We start from the raw sequence: 18,761 nt of genomic DNA on the forward strand, positions 1-18,761 counted from the left end.
AGTCTGGTATCTGAAATCTGATGTCTTATTAATTATTTTTCGTCTTTTTCACTGATTTCTTTAGCCATCGGATTGTCTAAAACTCTTAGTTCGTCTTTTGGCTTTTCGTAGTGGTTCAATGAAATTACAGAATGTCTGTCGATATGTCTAGGACCTTCGATATTCCAGTCTGATAAAGATTTTCTTTCGAAACGGCATGTATCGCAGATGAATTCTTCCACTTCTCCCCACTGGTCTTTTCTGGCAGTAACTCTTACAATTTCGTCACCTTTCATCCATACTACAGCTTTTCCTGAACACTTATCACATTTACAAGAAGCGTTCATTGGTTTTGTAAACCAAACTCTGCTGGCAAAACGGGCTGTTCTGTCTGTTAATGCTCCTACAGGACAAACATCGATAACGTTTCCGATGAAGTCATTGTCTAAAGCTTTATTTAAATACGTTGAAATTTCAGCGTGATCTCCTCTGAAAAGGATACCGTGTTCTCTTGTTTCTGTAAGCTGGTTGGCTGTCAGTACACATCTTGCGCAAAGAATACAACGGTTCATATTTAATTTGATGTTCGGTCCAAGATCATCAGCTTCGTAAGTATTTCTTTCGAATTCTGTTCTTGTATTTTCAACACCATGCTCATATCCTAAGTCCTGAAGATGACATTCTCCTGCCTGGTCACAGATAGGGCAGTCCAGCGGGTGGTTTACCAATAGGAATTCGGTAACGGCTTTTCTTCCTTCCTGAGCTTTCTCAGAAGTAAGATTTTTTACTTCCATACCGTCCATTACATTAGTTCTGCAGCTTGCTACTAATTTTGGCATAGGACGAGGATCTGCTTCAGATCCTTTAGAAACTTCTACCAGACAAGTTCTACATCTCCCTCCACTGGTTTCCAACTTGCTGTAGTAGCACATTGCAGGAGGCACAGATTTACCACCAATTTGTCTTGCAGCTTCCAGAATAGAAGTACCAGGCAAAACTTCGGTAGTCTGTCCGTCTATAGTTATTTTGAATTTTTTAACTTCTTCGCTCATATGATATGCTTTAAGCTTTATGCGTTAAGCAATAGGCTTTGTTATTTATATTTCTTTGTATTAAATGTATATCCAATTCCTCCAAGAACCTGTCCGAAAACAAAATCCTGACGTGCTTTGTCCGGTTTGTTATTTAATGTAGTTTTAATATCCCACATATTGATATAACCGGCTTTTCCTTCTAATCTCAGCATCCAGTTTTTCCAGAATACAAGGTTAAGACTGGATCTGATATCGGTTCCCATACCTGCAACGTGGAAACGGTCACTTCTTTCGTTACCAAAAAGTTTTACATTACTTTTCGGAAACATAAATCCGATTCCGGCTCCATAAGACCATACTAAATCTATATTTTTCTTATGAACAAGATTTTTGTATTTCTCTAGACCTAAGTTTTCATAATTAAGCCCGTCTGTATGTTCGAAAGTAAGGAACTTCTCATCTGCAAGATTAACCTGCCCGTTCTGAACCATTGCTGCATACTCAGGATCTGAAATATGACCTTTGAAACCTACAGTCTGGTTCTGATCCATTACATATTTCATGTGGTCTATCCCAAGTACCAATGCTAAATTGTCTTTAATAAAATATCCTATTCTGAAATTATACTGTGTTACAGTAAACCAGCTCGGATCAAAATAGACAATTCCAAATTTTGTAGGTCTGTCCTGTGCCTTTACATTATTCAGCTGAAAATCGTATCCATTTCCGGTAAAGTGGATGTCAGAATTGCTGTAAGCGGCTCTGTTCCAACCGTAAAATACGAAAACCTGACCTTTTTTGCTTAATGGTAAAGGCTTTTCTTTTCTCTCAGCTTTAATCTGCTCTTTCTCACTTACTAAATATGATAAATCCTCTTCAACGGATCTGTTATAATTTGCAGTATCAGTTTTTTTATTCTGTGCAAATACAAAATTCGACATCATTAAGCCGACCACCAATAATTTTTTCATCTTTTACTTATGCGTTCTTTTCAACAGCCGGGATAGGGTCAGCATAATGTGCCAATCCATAATTTTGTGTCTGAGACAACTCTGGGTTTTTCACGTGCCACTCAAATTCATCTCTGAAGTGACGGATCGCTGCTGCAACCGGCCAAGCTGCTGCATCACCCAACGGACAAATCGTATTTCCTTCGATTTTTCTCTGGATATCCCAAAGCAGATCGATATCTTCCATTTTTCCTTCTCCTTTCTCGATTTTCTTTAAAATCTTGTACATCCATCCCGTTCCTTCACGGCAAGGTGTACATTGTCCGCAGCTTTCGTGATTGTAGAATCTCGCCAATGTCATGGTGTGTTCTACAATACACTGGTCTTCATCCAAAACGATGAAACCTCCTGAACCCATCATGGTTCCGGTAGCAAAACCACCATCTGCCAATGATTCATAATTCATATATCTTGGCTCTCCGTTCACGGTTCTTAGCAATAGATTTGCTGGAACAATCGGAACAGAACTTCCTCCAGGAATACAAGCCTTTAATTTTTTACCATCCTTAATACCACCGCAATATTCATCAGAATAAATGAATTCCTCTACAGTGATCGTCATATCGATTTCGTATACACCCGGTTTGTTGATGTTCCCACAAGCAGAAATCAATTTCGTACCTGTAGATCTTCCCACCCCGATTTTAGCATACTCAGCACCTGTAATATCAATGATCGGAACTACTGCCGCAATAGATTCAACGTTGTTTACCACTGTTGGTCTTTCCCAAAGACCTTTTACAGCCGGGAATGGTGGTTTTAATCTCGGGTTACCTCTTTTTCCTTCAAGGGACTCAAGCAATGCCGTTTCTTCACCGCAGATGTATGCTCCACCACCTCTCTGTACATAGATTTCAAGATCGAAACCGGTTCCTAAAATATTTTTACCTAAAAATCCTGCTGCTTTAGCTTCTTCAATAGCTTCTTCAAGGATATCCGGAATCCACGAATATTCTCCACGGATGTAGATATAAGAAGTATTGGATCCTAAACAGTAAGAAGAAATTAGCATTCCCTCAATCAATAAATGAGGAAGGAACTCCATCAGATATCTGTCCTTGAATGTTCCAGGTTCAGATTCATCCGCATTCACAACAAGGTGTCTTGGAACACCTTCAGGTTTGGCCAGAAAGCTCCATTTCATTCCTGTTGGGAATCCAGCTCCACCACGACCTCTCAGTCCTGAAGCTTTTACTTCTTCAAGAATTTCGTCCGGAGTCATCTTCAAGGCTTTTTCAGCTGCTGTATAACCTCCCTGTTTACGGTAAGTCTCAAAGTAGCGGATACCTTCTATATGTGCGTCTTTAAGTAAAAGTTTTTTACTCATTGTTTATTATGCTTTTCGCTATTGGCCATTGGCTTCTAGCTTTTTATAATTATTAAAGAAAATAACTGAATAATTTAAAATCTAAAATGTAGAATTTAAAATTTCTATTAGTCTAAAGCAACTTGTCCCTGTCTGCAAAGATCAAGGATTTCATCTACTTTTTCTATCGTTAAATTTTCATGAAAGAATTTCCCTAGCTGCATCATGGGTGCGTATCCGCATGCTCCAAGACATTCAGCTGGTTTTAAAGTAAACATACCATCTTCAGTAGTTTCTCCATCCTTAATGTTCAGTTTGGTTCTGATATGATCCAGAATTTTTTCGCTTCCACAAACCATACAAGGTCCTGTTCTGCAAACTTCCAGTACATATTTACCTACCGGCTTCATATTGAACATCGTATAGAAAGTAGCCACTTCATATACTTCGATCGGTTGGATACTTAATAGTCCGGCAACATAATCCATCATAGGAACATCTAACCATCCTCCGAATTCTTTCTGTGCCAAGTGAAGTACAGGAAGAAGAGCAGATTTTTGTCTTCCTTCAGGATATCTTGCGATAATTTTGTGTACCTGTGCTAAACTTTCCGGTTTAAAAGCTATTGTTTCGCTCATTTTTTATCTAAGATTTCAGATGCCAGATTTCAGACATCAGATTTTAAATTTATATATAAAGCGAAGAGTCTAACATCTGAAATCTGATGTCTGACATCTTCTTTTTATGCGTCTAATTCTCCCGCAATAATATTCATACTACACATCGTTACAATGGCATCTGAAATTACAGAACCTGTAATCATTTCAGGGTATGCCTGATAGTAGATGAAGCATGGTCTTCTGAAGTGAAGTCTGTAAGGACTTCTTCCTCCGTCACTCACAAGATAGAAACCTAATTCTCCGTTTCCACCTTCTACAGCATGATAAACTTCTCCTTTCGGTACATCGGTTTCTCCCATTACGATTTTGAAATGGTAGATCAATGCTTCCATTTTCTGGTATACATCTGCCTTTTCAGGAAGATAGAAATCAGGGACATCCGCATGGAATGGCCCCTCCGGAAGATTTTCGTATGCTTGTTTGATAATTTTGATTGATTCCCAGACTTCCTGTTGACGAACCATGAAACGGTCGTAAGTATCTCCTGAAGTTCCTACCGGAATAATGAAGTCGAAATCCTGATATGAAGAATAAGGCTGCGCAACTCGTACATCGTAATCTACCCCTGCTGCACGTAAGTTAGGACCTGTGAAACCGTAGCTTAAAGCTCTTTCGGCAGAAATAGCTCCTGTACCGATGGTTCTGTCCATGAAAATTCTGTTTCTTTCTAATAAAGTACAGAATTCTTTGAATCTTGGTGGGAAAGTTTTTAAGAAATCCTTGATCAGCTCATGGAATTTAGGAGTGAAATCTCTTTCAAAACCTCCGATTCTTCCCATATTGGTTGTCATTCTGGCTCCGCAGATTTGCTCATACATATCATAAATACGTTCTCTTTCGATGAACATATAAGTAAGACCTGTAATAGCTCCTGAGTCCATTCCGGTTACCCCGTTACAGATCAGGTGGTCACCGATTCTGGCAAGCTCCATCAGGATAACGCGCATATAGTCTACGCGTTTTGGAACTTCTACGCCAATCAGTTTTTCTACTGTCATGTGCCAGCCTAAGTTATTGATGGGTGCAGAACAGTAATTCATACGGTCCGTAAGGGTAGTGATCTGAGAATAGTTTCTTCTTTCAGAAATTTTCTCAAATGCTCTGTGGATATATCCTACGGTTTGCTCTGCGTGAAGGATTCTTTCTCCGTCCATCGTTAAGATATTCTGGAAAATCCCGTGCGTAGCAGGGTGGGTAGGTCCCAGATTCAGGGTGTATAATTGTCCGTCAATCTGTTCCTTACTTTCGTACTGGTTTAGTATATTAGATAATGAGTTATCTTTCATAATGATTGCTTTTAGCTATTTGCTTCTGGCTATTGGCTAGCTGCCATTGGCCATTCGCTTTTTTATCTTCCGAACATGCTATCGTTCTTGTCGGTTCTTGTACCGTCTTCAAGGCGATATTCCTTCAACATTGGGTGGTATCCAAGATCTTCCATATTTAAAATAGGTCTGAGATCCGGGTGTCCTTTAAATTTAATCCCATAGAAATCATACGTTTCTCTTTCCATCCAGTTAGCTCCTGCAAATAGCTCTACAAGAGAGTCTACTTCAATATTTTCTCTGGACATAAAGATTTTCAGACGTAATCTGAAATTGGCCATCATATTGTGCAAATGGTATACAACACCAATTTCCTTTTCAGGGAATTCAGGATAATGAATACCACAGATATCCGTAAGGAAATTAAATTCCAGTGATGAATCTTTCAGATAGTGAATGATTTTCTTAATATCTTCTTTCTTCACTTCAATAGTCAACATTCCATAAGGTTCTGAGCTTGAAATGACAGATTCCGGAAATTCTCTTGTGATTGCTTCTAATACAAATTCGTTTGTCATTTCCGTTTAGTTGCTTATGTTGTAAGAATCTAATAATTTCTGATATTCAGGCATGTCTCTTCTTCTGATGCTTTCGCTTTCTGCAAGAGCCTGTACCTGCATTACACCTTCAATGATCTGTTCAGGTCTTGGAGGACATCCGGGAACGTAAACGTCTACCGGAATAATCTTGTCAATTCCCTGAAGTACAGAATACGTATCAAAAATACCACCGCTGGAAGCACAAGCTCCAACTGCTACCACCCATTTCGGCTCAGCCATCTGAGTGTACACTTCTTTCAGGACAGGTCCTAATTTCTTTGATATAGTTCCGCAAACCATCAGCATATCTGCCTGTCTTGGAGAGAAAGAGTTTCTTTCCATACCAAATCTTGAAGCATCATATGTCGGGTTCAGGGTAGCCATAAACTCGATACCACAACAAGAGGTTGCAAAGGGTAACGGCCAAAGTGAAAACTTTCTTGCCATCCCGATTACACTGCTCAGTTTTGTTGCGAAAAACCCTTCTCCTTCATAGCCTTCGGGAGCAGGTGCATCTGTTCTTATTACTGGTTTTTTATCTGACATTTTCTTTTGTTGATATTTAAAGATTAAAACTTTTATAAATTTAATCATCTCTGTTTTTAAATGATTAAATTATTCAATCTTTTAATGTTAAAATTTATTTATCCCAATCCAGTGCGCCTCGTTTCCAGACATAGAAAAACGCTACGAAGAAGATCGCAACGAATGTAAGCACGGCAAGGAAACCTTCCATACCGAATTCTCTGAAGTTTACAGCGTAAGGATAAAAGAATACGATTTCAATATCGAATAGTACGAACAATACCGCAGTCAGGAAGTACTTGATAGAAAACGGTGTTCTGGCGTTTCCTTCTACAGGAACCCCACATTCCCAGCTTTGGTTTTTTACAGAGTTTCCTTTTTTCTGCTGTGGACCTAAGAAATGTGCTCCAAGCAAAGAAACCGCTACAAATCCTACTGCTACACCAGCCTGGATAAGGATTGGAATATAACTTTCAGGTAAATTCATTTTTGCATTATTATCTCAATTTGCAAATTTAGCGAATAAACAAGAAAGCATGAAATTTATCAGCTTAAAAGTCGGATGAAAATGAGCTAAACCGGTAATTTAGAATCAATAAAAATTAGCTTTTTATGATTATTTTTTCGTGGTGTTTTTCCCCTTTTTTTGTAGTAACTCTGGAAAAATTGCATCCCATCATGTATATCGTGGATATTTTGAATTTATTTATTGAGGAATAAAAACAAGTGATTAAATGACCTATTGGGCTATGGTTATCGTCTATTTTTTCATTTTTTTCAAAAGAGTATAGGCCATAAAGGAAATATATCCAAAAAGAATACTAGCAAAAAGAATATTGATTACGGTGTTTGTTTTGTCATCAGGTGACTGGAAAAAGATATTATAACTGATAAATCCAGCAATTAAAATAGCAAATATAATGAGCTGTGGTTTCATAAAATTCAAAGTTTAGGTGTTATATAAGATAGATTATCAATTACTTGAGTTTCATTGAATACGTTCTTCTTCTTTTATGATTTACCGGATTGTAATCCTGCCACAACAGCTGAATACTTTTGTTTTCTTCGAGTTCCGGGTTGGTTTCAAGGTATTTTACTCCCTTTTTTCTGAATATATCCCAGATTTCTTTGAAAATAATAGAAGTGACTCCTCTTCTCTGATAATCAGGGTGAATTCCGATCAGGTAAAAATTGGCTCTGTCATTTTTCTTTCCTGCCTGTAAGAAATGCCACCAGCCGAATGGAAGCAGTTTTCCTCCGGATTTTTGCAGCGCTTTGGAATAAGAAGGCATTGTAATGGCAAATGAGATCAGATTGTTGTTTTCATCAGCGATACATACAATAAAATCTTTATCGATGAGTTTGAAATATTTCTCTTTGTAGGTTTTACGCTGCTCGTCCGAAATAGGGGTGTACGTGGAAAGGTGTTTGTAAGTTTCATCCAAAAGATCAAACATAGGATCCACATACTGAATAATCTCTTCTTTCGTTTTGAATTTTAAAACTCTCAGTTTGTACTTTTCAGAAATAAGCTGATTGAACTTGTGGATTTTATCCGGTAAGGTTTCAGGGAAAATGATTTCAAACTCCACCCATTCTTTTTCTTTGATTAAACCCAGGTTTTCAAGATGCTGAGGATAATAAGCATGGTTGTAAATTCCAATCATGGTTGCAAGCTGGTCGAAACCTTTTACCAGCATTCCAGCTTTATCAAGATTGGTGAAGCCCATAGGCCCTTCAATTTTGTCAATACTTTTTTCTTTAGCGTAATCAACTACTTTTTGAATTAATGCCTTTGAAACTTCAGCATCATCAATAAAATCGATCCATCCGAAACGAACTTTTTTAATTCCTAATTCTCTCTCTTCCTTATGATTGATCAGAACGGCAATTCTTCCTACAATCCTGTCATTCTTATAGGCAAGATACTGTTTTGCCTCAGAATATTGAAGCGCAGGATTTTCATCAGCATTCCAGATGTTGATTTCGTCATTGATAAAAGACGGAACATAGTAGGGATTGTTTTTATACAAATCCATCGGAAACTTTACGAATTGCTTGAGCTGACCCGCTGTTTTTACTTCAATAATTGAAACTGTAGACATGTTTTTTGAGAGGAATTAAAGGACAAATATAAATAATAATATCGTATACTTTGGCACAGTTTTTATATGATTATGGGTAAAATTAAACACAAAATTTATATAAAATGGTGGGTTATTATATCATTATTGGTATTTCAATGTTGGTGAGCTGGTGGGTTTCGTCCAGATTGAAATCGAAATTTGAATATTATTCCAATGTACACCTTCGAAATGGCCTTTCAGGCAAAGAAGTAGCGGAAAAGATGTTGAGAGATAACGGGATAAATGATGTTCAGGTAATATCAGTACCCGGGCAGTTGACGGACCACTATAATCCGGCAGATAAAACAGTGAACCTTTCGGAAGGAGTTTATATGCAGAGAAATGCAGCGGCAGCGGCAGTAGCAGCTCACGAGTGCGGACATGCAGTGCAGCATGCGGTAGGATATTCTATGCTGAATTTACGTTCAAAGCTGGTTCCTATTGTAAATATAAGTTCTAATCTGATGCAGTTTGTTCTTATTGCGGGTATCGCAGTAATGGCGGCATCAAGAACAATTGAAAACCCAAATGGAAATACGACTGTTCTTGCCATCGGAGTAGCAATGTTTGCGATGACCACTCTTTTTGCTTTTGTAACGCTTCCCGTGGAATACGATGCAAGTAACAGGGCGATGAAGTGGCTTAAAGATACAGGAACTGTAACTGCAGAAGAGTTTGTTGGAGTACAGGACAGCCTGAAATGGGCAGCAAGAACTTACGTGGTGGCAGCCTTAGGCTCTCTGGCACAACTTCTTTACTGGGCATCTTTGCTTCTTGGTGGAAGAAGGGATTAGTCATTAAATTCAAATGAAACATATTGCATCTCGGAAAGCTTTTCTGAGATGCTTTCTTTTTGTGCCAGTTTCAGTGAGGCGGTAAGAATACAGTTTTCATTCGCATCGAAGTTCAAAACTTTAGCATCAAATTTTGAAAGTAAGGTGAAAATCGTATTCTGTTGATTGAAGTTGAACCGGATCTCTACTTCTGTTTCCAGTTCTCTGGTAATGATGCTGGCTTCTTCCAATGTGATCTTTGCCGATTCTTTATAGGTTTTTACCAATCCTGAAACCCCTAATTTGGTTCCCCCGTAATAACGGACAACAATGACAAGTACATTGGTGATTTCATTAGCCAGAAGCTGGTTGTAAATTGGCAAACCTGCACTTCCGGAAGGCTCACCATCATCATTGGCACGGTAATTTTCACCATTTAATCCCATTCTGAAGGCATAGCAGTGATGAGTGGCTTTCGGATGTTCTTCTCTGATCTTTTCCAGCGCACTCTTTAATTCTTTTTCATTGGTTACCGGAAAAGCAAATCCGATGAATTTGCTCCCTTTTTCTTTTAAAAGAGTATTTTCTATGGGTTTTTCTATGGTTTTATATTCAAACGTCATTGGAGGTTCCTGCTTTGTTGATGCAAAAATATTAAATGCTTTACGATTCTGCACCATGATCATAAATTAAGCCGTCAGTTTAGACGGCTTTTCTTTTATTTTTGGTTGAAAAATGAGATCGTATTATCTCTGAAGTTTTCAACTTTAGTAGGTGTATAATTGAATTCAGGGGCTTTTGTACCATTTTCAAGGATAAGATTTTCATTTTTTATCACTATTGCTTCATCCCAGAGACCTGCATTAATAAATTCCTGCAGCGTAAAACGGCCGCCCTCGATAATAACTGACTGTATCTGTTCTTTATACAATACCTCCGTGAGTTCAGCCAGAAAATCAGCCTTGTTGATTTTAATGAATTGAATATGTCCTTCAATAGCTTCTTTCACAGAATTTAAAACCAATGTTCTTGCTTCATTGTTATAAATATTGAAGCTGGCAGGAACTTTTAGATCAAAATCAATTAAAATCCGGACAGGGTTTACTCCTTCTGCATTTCTTACGGTAAGGCTTGGATTGTCATTTAATGCAGTTTGAGTTCCTACTAAAATGGCATGCTCGTCAGCTCTTAACTGATGAACAAACTGATTCACTAACGAGTTTGAAACAGCAGTCGGTTTAAAATCTTTATCAAGAAAACCATCACCGGATTCTGCCCATTTTAAAATGATATAGGGTCTTTTCTTTTCGTGGTAGGTGAAAAATCTTTTGTTCAGTTCAATGCATTCTTTTTCAAGAATTCCTGATACGGCTTCAATTCCAGCATCCTGAATGATTTTTTTTCCCTTGCCGTTCACTTTGTCATGGGAATCCATAGCACCAATCACCACTTTTTTAAATCCCAGTTCTTTAATCTTTAAAGCACAAGGCGGAGTTTTTCCATAGTGGGCACATGGTTCCAGAGATACATAGATCGTTGATTCCGGGATCAGATCTTTATTTTTAACGGAATTGATGGCATTGATTTCTGCGTGGTTTTCTCCGGCTTTGTGATGGTATCCTTCGCCAATGATCTCTCCATTGTGTACTATAACGCTTCCTACAAGAGGGTTGGGATAGGTGTTTCCAAGAGCTTTACGAGCCAGCTCTATACATCTTTTAATATAAAATTCGTCGTTGTTCATGTTTTATAAAAAGAAAAAGCGAAGACAAATTGCTTTGCTCCGCCTTTATTCATTTTGTTATGTGTTATTCTCCACTGATAATGCTGTGGAGATTTTGTTTTAATGTTTCAAGATGAGCTTTTTTCTCATCAATCGTATTGTAAGTATCTTTTAACAGAGGGTTTTCTCTCGAAGGTTTGTTGAAGAAAGAAAGGTTGTTTTCCAGTTTAACGATTTCTGCCTCAAGGTCAGAGATTTGATTTTTGATCTTTCTTGCTTTGTCGGTAAGCTGATTTTCAGATAAACCTTCTTCTTTCAGTTCAAGCTCGTTGATTTTATTTATTTTCAGTTTCTCTCTTAATGTTTTGTTGAATTCAGAGTTGATTGAAATTTTGTCTCTCGGAACTTTTCCGATGTTATTCCATGAAGTTTTGATCTGCTCAATTCTTTCGATGCTTCCTTCTTCATTGGAAACTTCTTTCAGTTCATCAAGAAGGGCTTTTTTGTTTTTATAGTTTTCCTTCCAGTTGTCGGTAGAAGTATTGCTCTTCTCTCTGTAATTGTTGAAGAATGCATTACAGGCGTCACGGAATTCATCCCATATTTTATTGGTCATGCTCTTTGGAACGTGGCCGATTTTTTTCCAGTCTTCCTGAAGTTTTTTGAATAACGGAACGGCGATATCCCATTCCTCGTTATTCATATTGTCCTGTGCAGTCTGGATTAGTTTTAATTTTTCTTCAAGATTCGCCTGTTGAGAACCTTTCAACGATTTGTAGTAATTATTTTTCGTTGTATTAAAGCCTCTTAGTGTCGTTTTGAAATCATTCCAGTTTTGGTTGGAAAGTTTTCTTGGAACACTTCCTGTTTTTAAGAATTCAGAACGCAGATCTTCCACTCTTTTAATGGCATTCTGCCAGTAGTTGTGGTTGGGCGTTTCCGAAGGTTCAGACAGTTTCTTGATTTCAGAGATGATCTCATTCTTCTTTTCAAGGTTTACAGTCTGTTCTTTTTCAATGGATGCGGAAAGTTCAGACTTCCTTTCGTGAATTTTGTTGGAAATTTCTTTGAATTCCTCCCATGTTTTTTCGCGGAACTCTTCAGCAACAGGCTCTGCTTCTTCTTTCCAGAGTTTATGAAGATATTGAAGCTCGTTTAACGCTTTCTGAATTACAGGCTCATTTTCAAGCTCTTTAGCACGGGCAATGATATGCTCTCTCTTTTCCAGGTTGTGGCTGTATTCCTGTTCCAAGAATTCTTTATTCAGATCCAGCATCTGATAAAACTGATTCAGATGGTGGAAATAATTATTATTAAGAATTTTGAATTCAGACTTGGCAACCTGTCCGGCTTTTGACCAGTCTTCTTTAATCTCGCGAATAGATTTGAAAAGATTGATTCCCGGTTCAGAGCTTGTGTATAGATTTTTAAGTCGTTCGATAATACTTTGGCGGTGGTCCAGATTCTTCTTTTGTTCTTCTTCCTGTCCTTTCTGGAAGTCATCATGTTTTTCCTTGAAGATATTAACCAATGCAGAATATTTTGCCTGAGATGGATGTTCATAGCTGAAATTTTCAGCAGGATTTCCGGCTTCTACATATTCATGCTTTTTATCTTCCACTTCATCATGGATATAATGACTTGCTTTTTCCTTCAGCTGATTGAATCTTTTGAAATTCTCACCGGCGTTGGGAGTGTTGATGATTTTTTCCATTTCCTTTAAAGCATCGGCAAGGGAAATTTCTTCTTCATGTTCATCCAGATGTTCTGTATCATCGTCATGGTGGTTTGCATCATGAGAAACCGTGTTTTCTGATGTGTCCTGAGATACTTCGTTAGGATTTTTCTTTTCTTCGTTTTCAGAAAGATTGTTTTCTGTAGTCATAGCAAATCTTTTATGTGAGTGGCATTAATATCCTTTAAATATAGCTGTAAGGCCAATTAAAGTACTAATTTATGTTATTTTTTTTGAAAATTCCAAATTTCCCAGGCTTTTTCTGCTTGCTGTTCAAGCATATAATAGCCATTCACAGTTTTTGCTCCTTTTTCAGAGGCATTGATAATGAATTGGGTGTAATTGGGATTGTAAATCAGGTCGATAACCAGATGATCTGAAGAAAGCCCGTCAAAAGGAAAATTAAGACAGTCTTTCACGTTCGGGAAAGTACCTACCGGCGTACACTGAATGATAATTTTATGTTCAGCAACAGTTTCCTGATCAAGATTTTCAAAATTGATTTCCGTACTTCTGGAAATGGTGGCTGAAGGAATATTATGCTTGTCCAAAGCATATTTGACGGCTTTTGCAGCTCCTCCGTTTCCTAAAATCAAGGCTTTATCCTGTGAAGGTTTTCTGTGCAAAAGAAGCGTCTTTTCAAAACCGAATGCATCTGTATTATAGCCGGTTTTTTTACCATCCTGAATAAGAACGCAGTTTACGGCGCCTATTTTCTCCGCTTCATCACTTAATTCATCCAGATAATCTATTATTTTTTCTTTGTAAGGAATCGTTACATTGAAACCTAAAAGGTCCGGAGAAGCAAAAAGTTTTTCTACTTCATTAATTTCGTTCAGATCAAAAATATCGTAGGAGAAGTTCTTCAGCATGAGCTTTTGGAACTTGTTTTCGAAGAATTTTTTAGAAAAAGAATAGGAAATGTTTCGTCCTATCAATCCTAATTTTTTATTGGAATCCATCTATCAAAAGTAAAAAAAAGACCGGATAAATCCAGTCTTTTAATTTGAAATATTTTTTAATAATTAATCTACGATAAATTTAGTAGAGAAATTTTCTGTTTTCAGAATGTAAGTTCCTTTAAGCAAACCTTTAAGGCTGATCCTATTTGAATGTCTGAAAGGGTTGGCGATCGTTTCAATTAATTTTCCGGAAAGATCATAGATATCAGCTTTTGAAATTTTGCTAAGGTTTTCTCCTTTTACAAATAATTCATTATTTCTTACCGGGTTAGGGTAGATAGTGAAGTCTGATTTGTCCTTTTGGTTTTCAGTGGTAGCTAACGTAGTTCCGAAACATGTCCAGCTAAGATCATCCAGAGCCACTCTGTTGGTAAGAGAAGAATTGGTCAGTTTAATGACAGCATTTCCGCTTACATTTATATTATTAATGGTAGTTGTAGTAACAACATTACTGTAAGGAATAGTTCCTACATTGACGTCGTTTACAAGAACATTGAAGTATCCTGCGCTTCCGGAGAATTTCAATTGAGTTGTTAATGTTAAACTCTGAACTCCACCTGAGAAAGTTGAACTTGTTAAAGTTCCATTTTTTATGGTAATAGCTTTATTATTGATGGTCTGGTCAACTCTTGCGTCTGTAGCAGTCCATGAAATTCCATTGTTGGTCCAGTTTACTGTCATGTATGTATTTACAGGGCCGGTGATCATTTCAAAATTTTCAGTTCCGCAGCTTCCTCCTCCGGCAGGTGTGTCAAGAGTGGTTTCTGTAGCGGTTGTGCTTTGTGGAGAAGAGTTTGAGAAAGCATCTTTAGCAATGATATAGAATGTATATTGAGTAAGCGGAGATAATCCTGAAACAATAGTAGATGTAGTTGTCCCTGAAACAGTAGCTTTTAATGTTCCGTTGGCGTAAATCTGGTAAGATGTTACTCCCACATTATCTGTTGCAGCTGTCCAGCTTAAAGCAATAGAGTTTGAAGTTGGATTGCTGGCAACAAGGTTGGTTGCTGCTGTAGGGGCCTGGCTGTCAATAACCGGAGCTCCCCAGATCTGGGTAACATATTCAGGGTGATCAATGAAAGGGTTTCTGTTTCCCTGGTAAGTATAAGAAGCATTATTTCTGGCAATTTCTTCCGGCGATACCGGATCCATTGCATTCCACGCTAAATACTGATTAAGTGCCCAGGGCTGTAATCCCGGAAATGCTGTGTTGCCAAGCATATCACCGGAAGTGAAGTTAGGAAGTTTATCCTCATATCTTGTTACAAAATAAAGAATCATTCTTGCGATATCTCCTTTGAAAGCATCAATGGGTTCAAATACGGTACCTGCATATCCTGCAGATACAGATGTGCCTAGTTTTGATCCGTTTTTAGAGGTGAAAGAAGGGGTTCCTACAATTCCGAAAGGATAGTTGGATCTCATTCCGTTTACTTTTCCGTCTGTAGCACGGATAAAATGAATGTCAGCGACCATTGGGGAAGCATTGTTGAACAAACTTTGAGGAACAACGTGCTCTCTGTTGTAGCAGTCACCTTCATTAGAATATCCGGCAGATCCGCACTGACTGGTTCCCAGGGTGAAATTATACTGATCCGCTCCATTGGGGTTTTCAGAATAAATATCCAGAATTGTTCCGTCATTTTCATAAAAATAATCACGGTCAGTAGTGGCATAGCCAGTCCATAAACCTCCATAGCCATTGTCTATATGTCCGTTGCTGATAATAGTTTTCAGAGCTGTTTTCAGAGCTGCACCTGTTAAGGTTGGCGATTGGTTATAATATCCAGCCGGAGCCTGTGCCAAAGCGCTCATAAATGCAACGCTTAAAAGAAAAAAAGATAAAATTTGTTTCATTTTTTAAAATTGGGGCGTAAAGGTACGAAAAAATGAAACCCAAGTATATTAATTGTGTGTAATATATAAACTTAAAATATTAGTTTTTAGTAATATATTCTTTGCTGATTTTTGAAAAGAACCAAGAAATAGTGATTCCAAATAAGGAAGCCGTAAGGGCTACAATAAGATAGTTCTTTCCTACAATTTTTACCGGGAATGGCAGAACCTCATTGGCTCTGAAGAATTCTGTGTAAAGCTGGAAATAGCAAAGTGCTGTTCCAAAAATTAATCCGGTAATTACTCCGGAAATAACAATCAGGAGTCCGGTGTAGAAATAGGTCATTCTTAAATGGCTTAAAGGAAAGCCGAGTGATATCAATGATTTTGCCTGCTCTTTTTTATCAAGCTGAAGGATGATAATGGCTCCGGCAAGATTAAAGGTGGTAATAAAGATAACCAACGCAAAGATCAGGTAAATAAAAAGCTTTTCAGTGTTGATCATTTTCCAGAAAGCAGCATTCTCTTCTTCCTTGGTTTTGATCTCAATATTTTTTCCCAGTGAAGAAAGCAGACTTTGTTTTACTGCATCTGCATTTTCCGGATTTTTCAATTTAATAACAATCTGGTAAGCCGAATTTTTAGGAAGACTAAGTAATTCTTCCGTAAGCTCAATTGGAGAAACGATATAATTGTCCAGCTGATCTTTTCCGGGGAAAACACCCGTTACCAGAATATCTCTTTTATTATAGATGTCTTCTTCCTTGGTGATAATCCCTGTTCCCGGTTTGGGCATGAAGACTGTTGCATAATGATTGGAAGAATCTACAGGAATTGATAGTCTGTTATCCAGACTGTTCTCCATTAATACCTCATTCGAATATCTGAAACTTGGATACGTTCCGTAGAATACCTCTTTATTGATAGGATTTACCTTTACATAGGCAGAATCTACACCCCTTAAATAGGCAATGTCACCCTTTCCATTGAAGCTGATGTAAACTTTTTCTTCAATAACACGGGAGAAACTGCTGATTTCTTTGTTGCTGATGAGAGTTTTTGTGACATTATCCAGATTTTTAATTGTTTTTCCGGAAGTGCTTTTTAAAGTAAGATCAGCATGAAGATTGGAAATAAGGTCTTTATTCAGGTCTTCAAGTCCTGAAAATACCGAAATAATGACGAACATTGCAGCCACAGCAACCGTCATGGCACCTACGGCCAGCCACGTAATGAACGTAACGGCAGTACTTCCTTTTTTAGCCAAAAGGTATCTGGATGCTATGTAAAATGCAATATTCTTCAAGATCTATAAAACAGGATTGTCGCCTTCGCCTCTTAATTCTCTTTCCAGTCTTTCAACATCATCAAGAGCGGTATCCAGGTAAAAGTTAAGTTGTGGAATAATACGCACCTGCTTTGCCATTTTCTGGCCAATGAAATTTCTGTATTGAGGTTTGTTTTCTTCAATCTCCTTCATCACAGCGGTACGGAACTCCTGTGGAAAAATACTTAAATAAATTTTGGCAATTCCTAAGTCGGCAGTTACTTTTACATCTGAAACAGATACCAATATGCTCTGTTTGCTTTCTGCAGCCTGTTTGCGGAAAAGCTCCGCGAAGTCTTCCTGAATGATCTGTGCTACTTTTCTTTGTCTGTTACTTTCCATAATTTCTGCAAATTTAGTACTTTTGTTTGAATTGATACTTTGAAATTCAACTGTAGTATCAAATTTACGATTAATTATATTGATTACTATTTATGAAGCTAGAACATATTGGTATTGCCGTAAAGTCTTTAGGTGTTTCTGATGAACTTTTTACAAAACTATTAGGAAAAGAATCCTATAAAAAAGAAACAGTGGAAAGAGAAGGCGTGGTAACTTCTTTTTACGAAACAGGAGAAAGTAAAATCGAGCTGCTGGAAGCCAGTAATCCTGAAAGCCCGATCTCTAAATTTATTGATAAAAAGGGAGAGGGCATCCATCATCTCGCATTTGGGGTTGAAAATATCCTTGAGGAAGTAAAAAGATTAAAAAAAGAAGGATTTCAGTTTATCTCCGAAGAACCGAAAGAAGGTGCTGATAACAAATTAGTTGTATTCCTTCATCCGAAGTCCACCAACGGCGTGCTGGTAGAACTTTGCCAAGAAAAGCAATAAAAAATTTTGTAGTGAAAGAAATTTTACTATTTTTGCAAACACAAAATTTAACCAAGTTTTGAGGTCCTATAGCTCAGTTGGTTAGAGCACCTGACTCATAATCAGGTGGTCCCTGGTTCGAGCCCAGGTGGGACCACAGAAAATCAACCGCTTACATCATGTGAGCGGTTTTTTATTTTTCACAAAATTCAAATTTATTTTTTCAGAGAATAGGCTCTGTTTGTTTTATAAATACGGAATAAGTGATCATAAACCACCATCTCAAATAATCTTTGATGGGAAATAAACAATCGGTTAATATGCATATGAAAAACACTTTTGAAGAAATCTTTGGGTTTTATTTTTAATACATTATCATTTTCTAATTTTGAAAGTTCTTCAGGCTTTAATGCAATTTCAGTGATATTACTTTTTATTAAATTTCTGATTTCTTCATATTCCTCAGAGGTAATAAATTCAAAGTAATGAGGATAAAACTCATTATACTTTTTCTTTAACTGATTATTTAAGTTCTTATCTGCATTGAATTCTGATTTGAAAGCATTTTCAGAACGCTTTGCAAACTCTATTTTCTCTTCAGGAGACAGGTTGAATGCTGATAAAATTTGATCTATATAAAATAAAGAAGTAATGATCTTTTCTTCATCACTGTATTCCAGAAAGTTTAAAATCAATTGGCTGCTTTTAAAAAAGAGGTCTTCCGCGTATCCTATCGTGTTTTCACCATAACGCTCAAGTTCTCTTGAGTAGGTATCCATAATGATAGAAGCGACTTCTCCCGATTCCAGATAGTCCTTAAATAAGGAATTGATCATTCCCAGGATCATACTACAGGCAGTTATATTTTTAAGGTTTAATCTTATTCTCAGGTGGGGTTTAGGATCGTTATATCGTATAAAAAACCATTGATCAATAAGGTTTTGAATTTGTAATTGTTCAACTAATGGTTCTATAACTTCCTGTAAAATAGTATCTGAAGTTTTGATCCCGGTGTAAACTTTGAAATAAAGCCATTCACTTCCCGGATGAAATTTTCTGGTTATCATCT

19 protein-coding genes and 1 tRNA gene are annotated in these 18,761 nt (G+C 37.4%); 3 read left to right on the forward strand and 17 right to left on the reverse strand.

From position 1 onward, the window contains the following. Positions 1-32: 32 nt before the first annotated feature. The 9 genes from ACLI50_RS19430 to ACLI50_RS19470 form a co-directional block, all read right to left on the reverse strand. Positions 33-1,031 (reverse strand): NADH-quinone oxidoreductase subunit G, encoded by a 999-nt coding sequence (locus ACLI50_RS19430; protein WP_062675587.1) that lies wholly within the window; start codon positions 1,029-1,031, stop codon positions 33-35. A 41-nt stretch (positions 1,032-1,072) separates the two neighbouring features. Continuing rightward, on the reverse strand, positions 1,073-1,984 hold the full coding sequence (locus tag ACLI50_RS19435) for a hypothetical protein (protein ID WP_117753116.1): 912 nt from the start codon (positions 1,982-1,984) through the stop codon (positions 1,073-1,075). Positions 1,985-1,991: 7 nt separating this feature from the next. Beyond that, positions 1,992-3,350 (reverse strand): NADH-quinone oxidoreductase subunit NuoF, encoded by a 1,359-nt coding sequence (gene nuoF / locus ACLI50_RS19440; RefSeq protein WP_089697000.1) that lies wholly within the window; start codon positions 3,348-3,350, stop codon positions 1,992-1,994. A gap of 107 nt (positions 3,351-3,457) precedes the next feature. Further along, the gene (locus ACLI50_RS19445; RefSeq protein WP_411414449.1) at positions 3,458-3,967 is read right to left on the reverse strand and encodes an NADH-quinone oxidoreductase subunit NuoE family protein; all 510 of its coding nucleotides are present in this window, start codon (positions 3,965-3,967) and stop codon (positions 3,458-3,460) included. 104 nt (positions 3,968-4,071) lie between these two features. After that, positions 4,072-5,295 carry an NADH dehydrogenase (quinone) subunit D gene (gene nuoD, locus ACLI50_RS19450; RefSeq protein ID WP_002983543.1) on the reverse strand — a complete coding sequence of 408 codons (1,224 nt, stop codon included), beginning with the start codon at positions 5,293-5,295 and terminating at the stop codon, positions 4,072-4,074. 62 nt (positions 5,296-5,357) lie between these two features. Then, the gene (locus ACLI50_RS19455) at positions 5,358-5,852 is read right to left on the reverse strand and encodes an NADH-quinone oxidoreductase subunit C (protein WP_062675584.1); all 495 of its coding nucleotides are present in this window, start codon (positions 5,850-5,852) and stop codon (positions 5,358-5,360) included. 6 nt (positions 5,853-5,858) lie between these two features. Continuing rightward, positions 5,859-6,419: an NADH-quinone oxidoreductase subunit B gene (locus ACLI50_RS19460; RefSeq protein ID WP_002983540.1), complete on the reverse strand. Its 561-nt coding sequence runs from the start codon at positions 6,417-6,419 to the stop codon at positions 5,859-5,861. A gap of 94 nt (positions 6,420-6,513) precedes the next feature. Beyond that, positions 6,514-6,885, reverse strand: a complete 372-nt coding sequence (locus tag ACLI50_RS19465; RefSeq protein WP_034693436.1) for an NADH-quinone oxidoreductase subunit A — start codon at positions 6,883-6,885, stop codon at positions 6,514-6,516. Positions 6,886-7,375: 490 nt separating this feature from the next. Then, the gene (locus ACLI50_RS19470) at positions 7,376-8,503 is read right to left on the reverse strand and encodes a GNAT family N-acetyltransferase (RefSeq protein WP_411414450.1); all 1,128 of its coding nucleotides are present in this window, start codon (positions 8,501-8,503) and stop codon (positions 7,376-7,378) included. A 104-nt stretch (positions 8,504-8,607) separates the two neighbouring features. Here ACLI50_RS19470 and ACLI50_RS19475 point away from each other — a divergent pair, with 104 nt between their 5' ends. Beyond that, a complete protein-coding gene (locus ACLI50_RS19475; RefSeq protein ID WP_171006330.1) occupies positions 8,608-9,318 on the forward strand; it encodes a zinc metallopeptidase in 711 nt (236 codons plus the stop codon). Here the strand turns inward: ACLI50_RS19475 and ACLI50_RS19480 are convergent. The 7 genes from ACLI50_RS19480 to rbfA all read right to left on the reverse strand — a co-directional run bounded on the left by ACLI50_RS19480 (position 9,315) and on the right by rbfA (position 17,222). Then, on the reverse strand, positions 9,315-9,920 hold the full coding sequence (locus ACLI50_RS19480; protein ID WP_227942420.1) for an IMPACT family protein: 606 nt from the start codon (positions 9,918-9,920) through the stop codon (positions 9,315-9,317). The two genes, ACLI50_RS19475 and ACLI50_RS19480, sit on opposite strands and share 4 nt — an antisense overlap. Before the next feature lie 95 nt (positions 9,921-10,015). Then, the gene (gene ribD, locus ACLI50_RS19485) at positions 10,016-11,041 is read right to left on the reverse strand and encodes a bifunctional diaminohydroxyphosphoribosylaminopyrimidine deaminase/5-amino-6-(5-phosphoribosylamino)uracil reductase RibD (RefSeq protein WP_411414451.1); all 1,026 of its coding nucleotides are present in this window, start codon (positions 11,039-11,041) and stop codon (positions 10,016-10,018) included. Between the two features lie 64 nt (positions 11,042-11,105). After that, the gene (locus ACLI50_RS19490; protein ID WP_411414452.1) at positions 11,106-12,905 is read right to left on the reverse strand and encodes a DUF349 domain-containing protein; all 1,800 of its coding nucleotides are present in this window, start codon (positions 12,903-12,905) and stop codon (positions 11,106-11,108) included. 74 nt (positions 12,906-12,979) lie between these two features. Continuing rightward, on the reverse strand, positions 12,980-13,717 hold the full coding sequence (locus ACLI50_RS19495) for a shikimate dehydrogenase family protein (protein WP_411414453.1): 738 nt from the start codon (positions 13,715-13,717) through the stop codon (positions 12,980-12,982). Positions 13,718-13,780: 63 nt separating this feature from the next. Then, complete coding sequence (locus ACLI50_RS19500) at positions 13,781-15,574, reverse strand: endonuclease (RefSeq protein ID WP_411414454.1); 1,794 nt, start codon at positions 15,572-15,574, stop codon at positions 13,781-13,783. 79 nt (positions 15,575-15,653) lie between these two features. Continuing rightward, positions 15,654-16,859 carry an ABC transporter permease gene (locus tag ACLI50_RS19505; RefSeq protein ID WP_202843668.1) on the reverse strand — a complete coding sequence of 402 codons (1,206 nt, stop codon included), beginning with the start codon at positions 16,857-16,859 and terminating at the stop codon, positions 15,654-15,656. Between the two features lie 3 nt (positions 16,860-16,862). Continuing rightward, a complete protein-coding gene (rbfA, locus tag ACLI50_RS19510) occupies positions 16,863-17,222 on the reverse strand; it encodes a 30S ribosome-binding factor RbfA (RefSeq protein WP_002983518.1) in 360 nt (119 codons plus the stop codon). Positions 17,223-17,314: 92 nt separating this feature from the next. Between rbfA and mce the strand changes: the two genes are divergently transcribed. Together mce and ACLI50_RS19520 are read left to right on the forward strand one after the other, a co-directional pair. Continuing rightward, positions 17,315-17,713 (forward strand): methylmalonyl-CoA epimerase, encoded by a 399-nt coding sequence (gene mce / locus ACLI50_RS19515; protein ID WP_137905486.1) that lies wholly within the window; start codon positions 17,315-17,317, stop codon positions 17,711-17,713. 62 nt (positions 17,714-17,775) lie between these two features. After that, positions 17,776-17,849, forward strand: a tRNA-Ile gene (locus tag ACLI50_RS19520). Between the two features lie 58 nt (positions 17,850-17,907). Here the strand turns inward: ACLI50_RS19520 and ACLI50_RS19525 are convergent. Beyond that, complete coding sequence (locus ACLI50_RS19525; protein ID WP_411414455.1) at positions 17,908-18,759, reverse strand: thiopeptide-type bacteriocin biosynthesis protein; 852 nt, start codon at positions 18,757-18,759, stop codon at positions 17,908-17,910. Between the last annotated feature and the right edge of the window lie 2 nt (positions 18,760-18,761).

This window comes from Chryseobacterium cupriresistens (assembly GCF_046614675.1).
Taxonomy (GTDB): domain Bacteria; phylum Bacteroidota; class Bacteroidia; order Flavobacteriales; family Weeksellaceae; genus Chryseobacterium; species Chryseobacterium cupriresistens.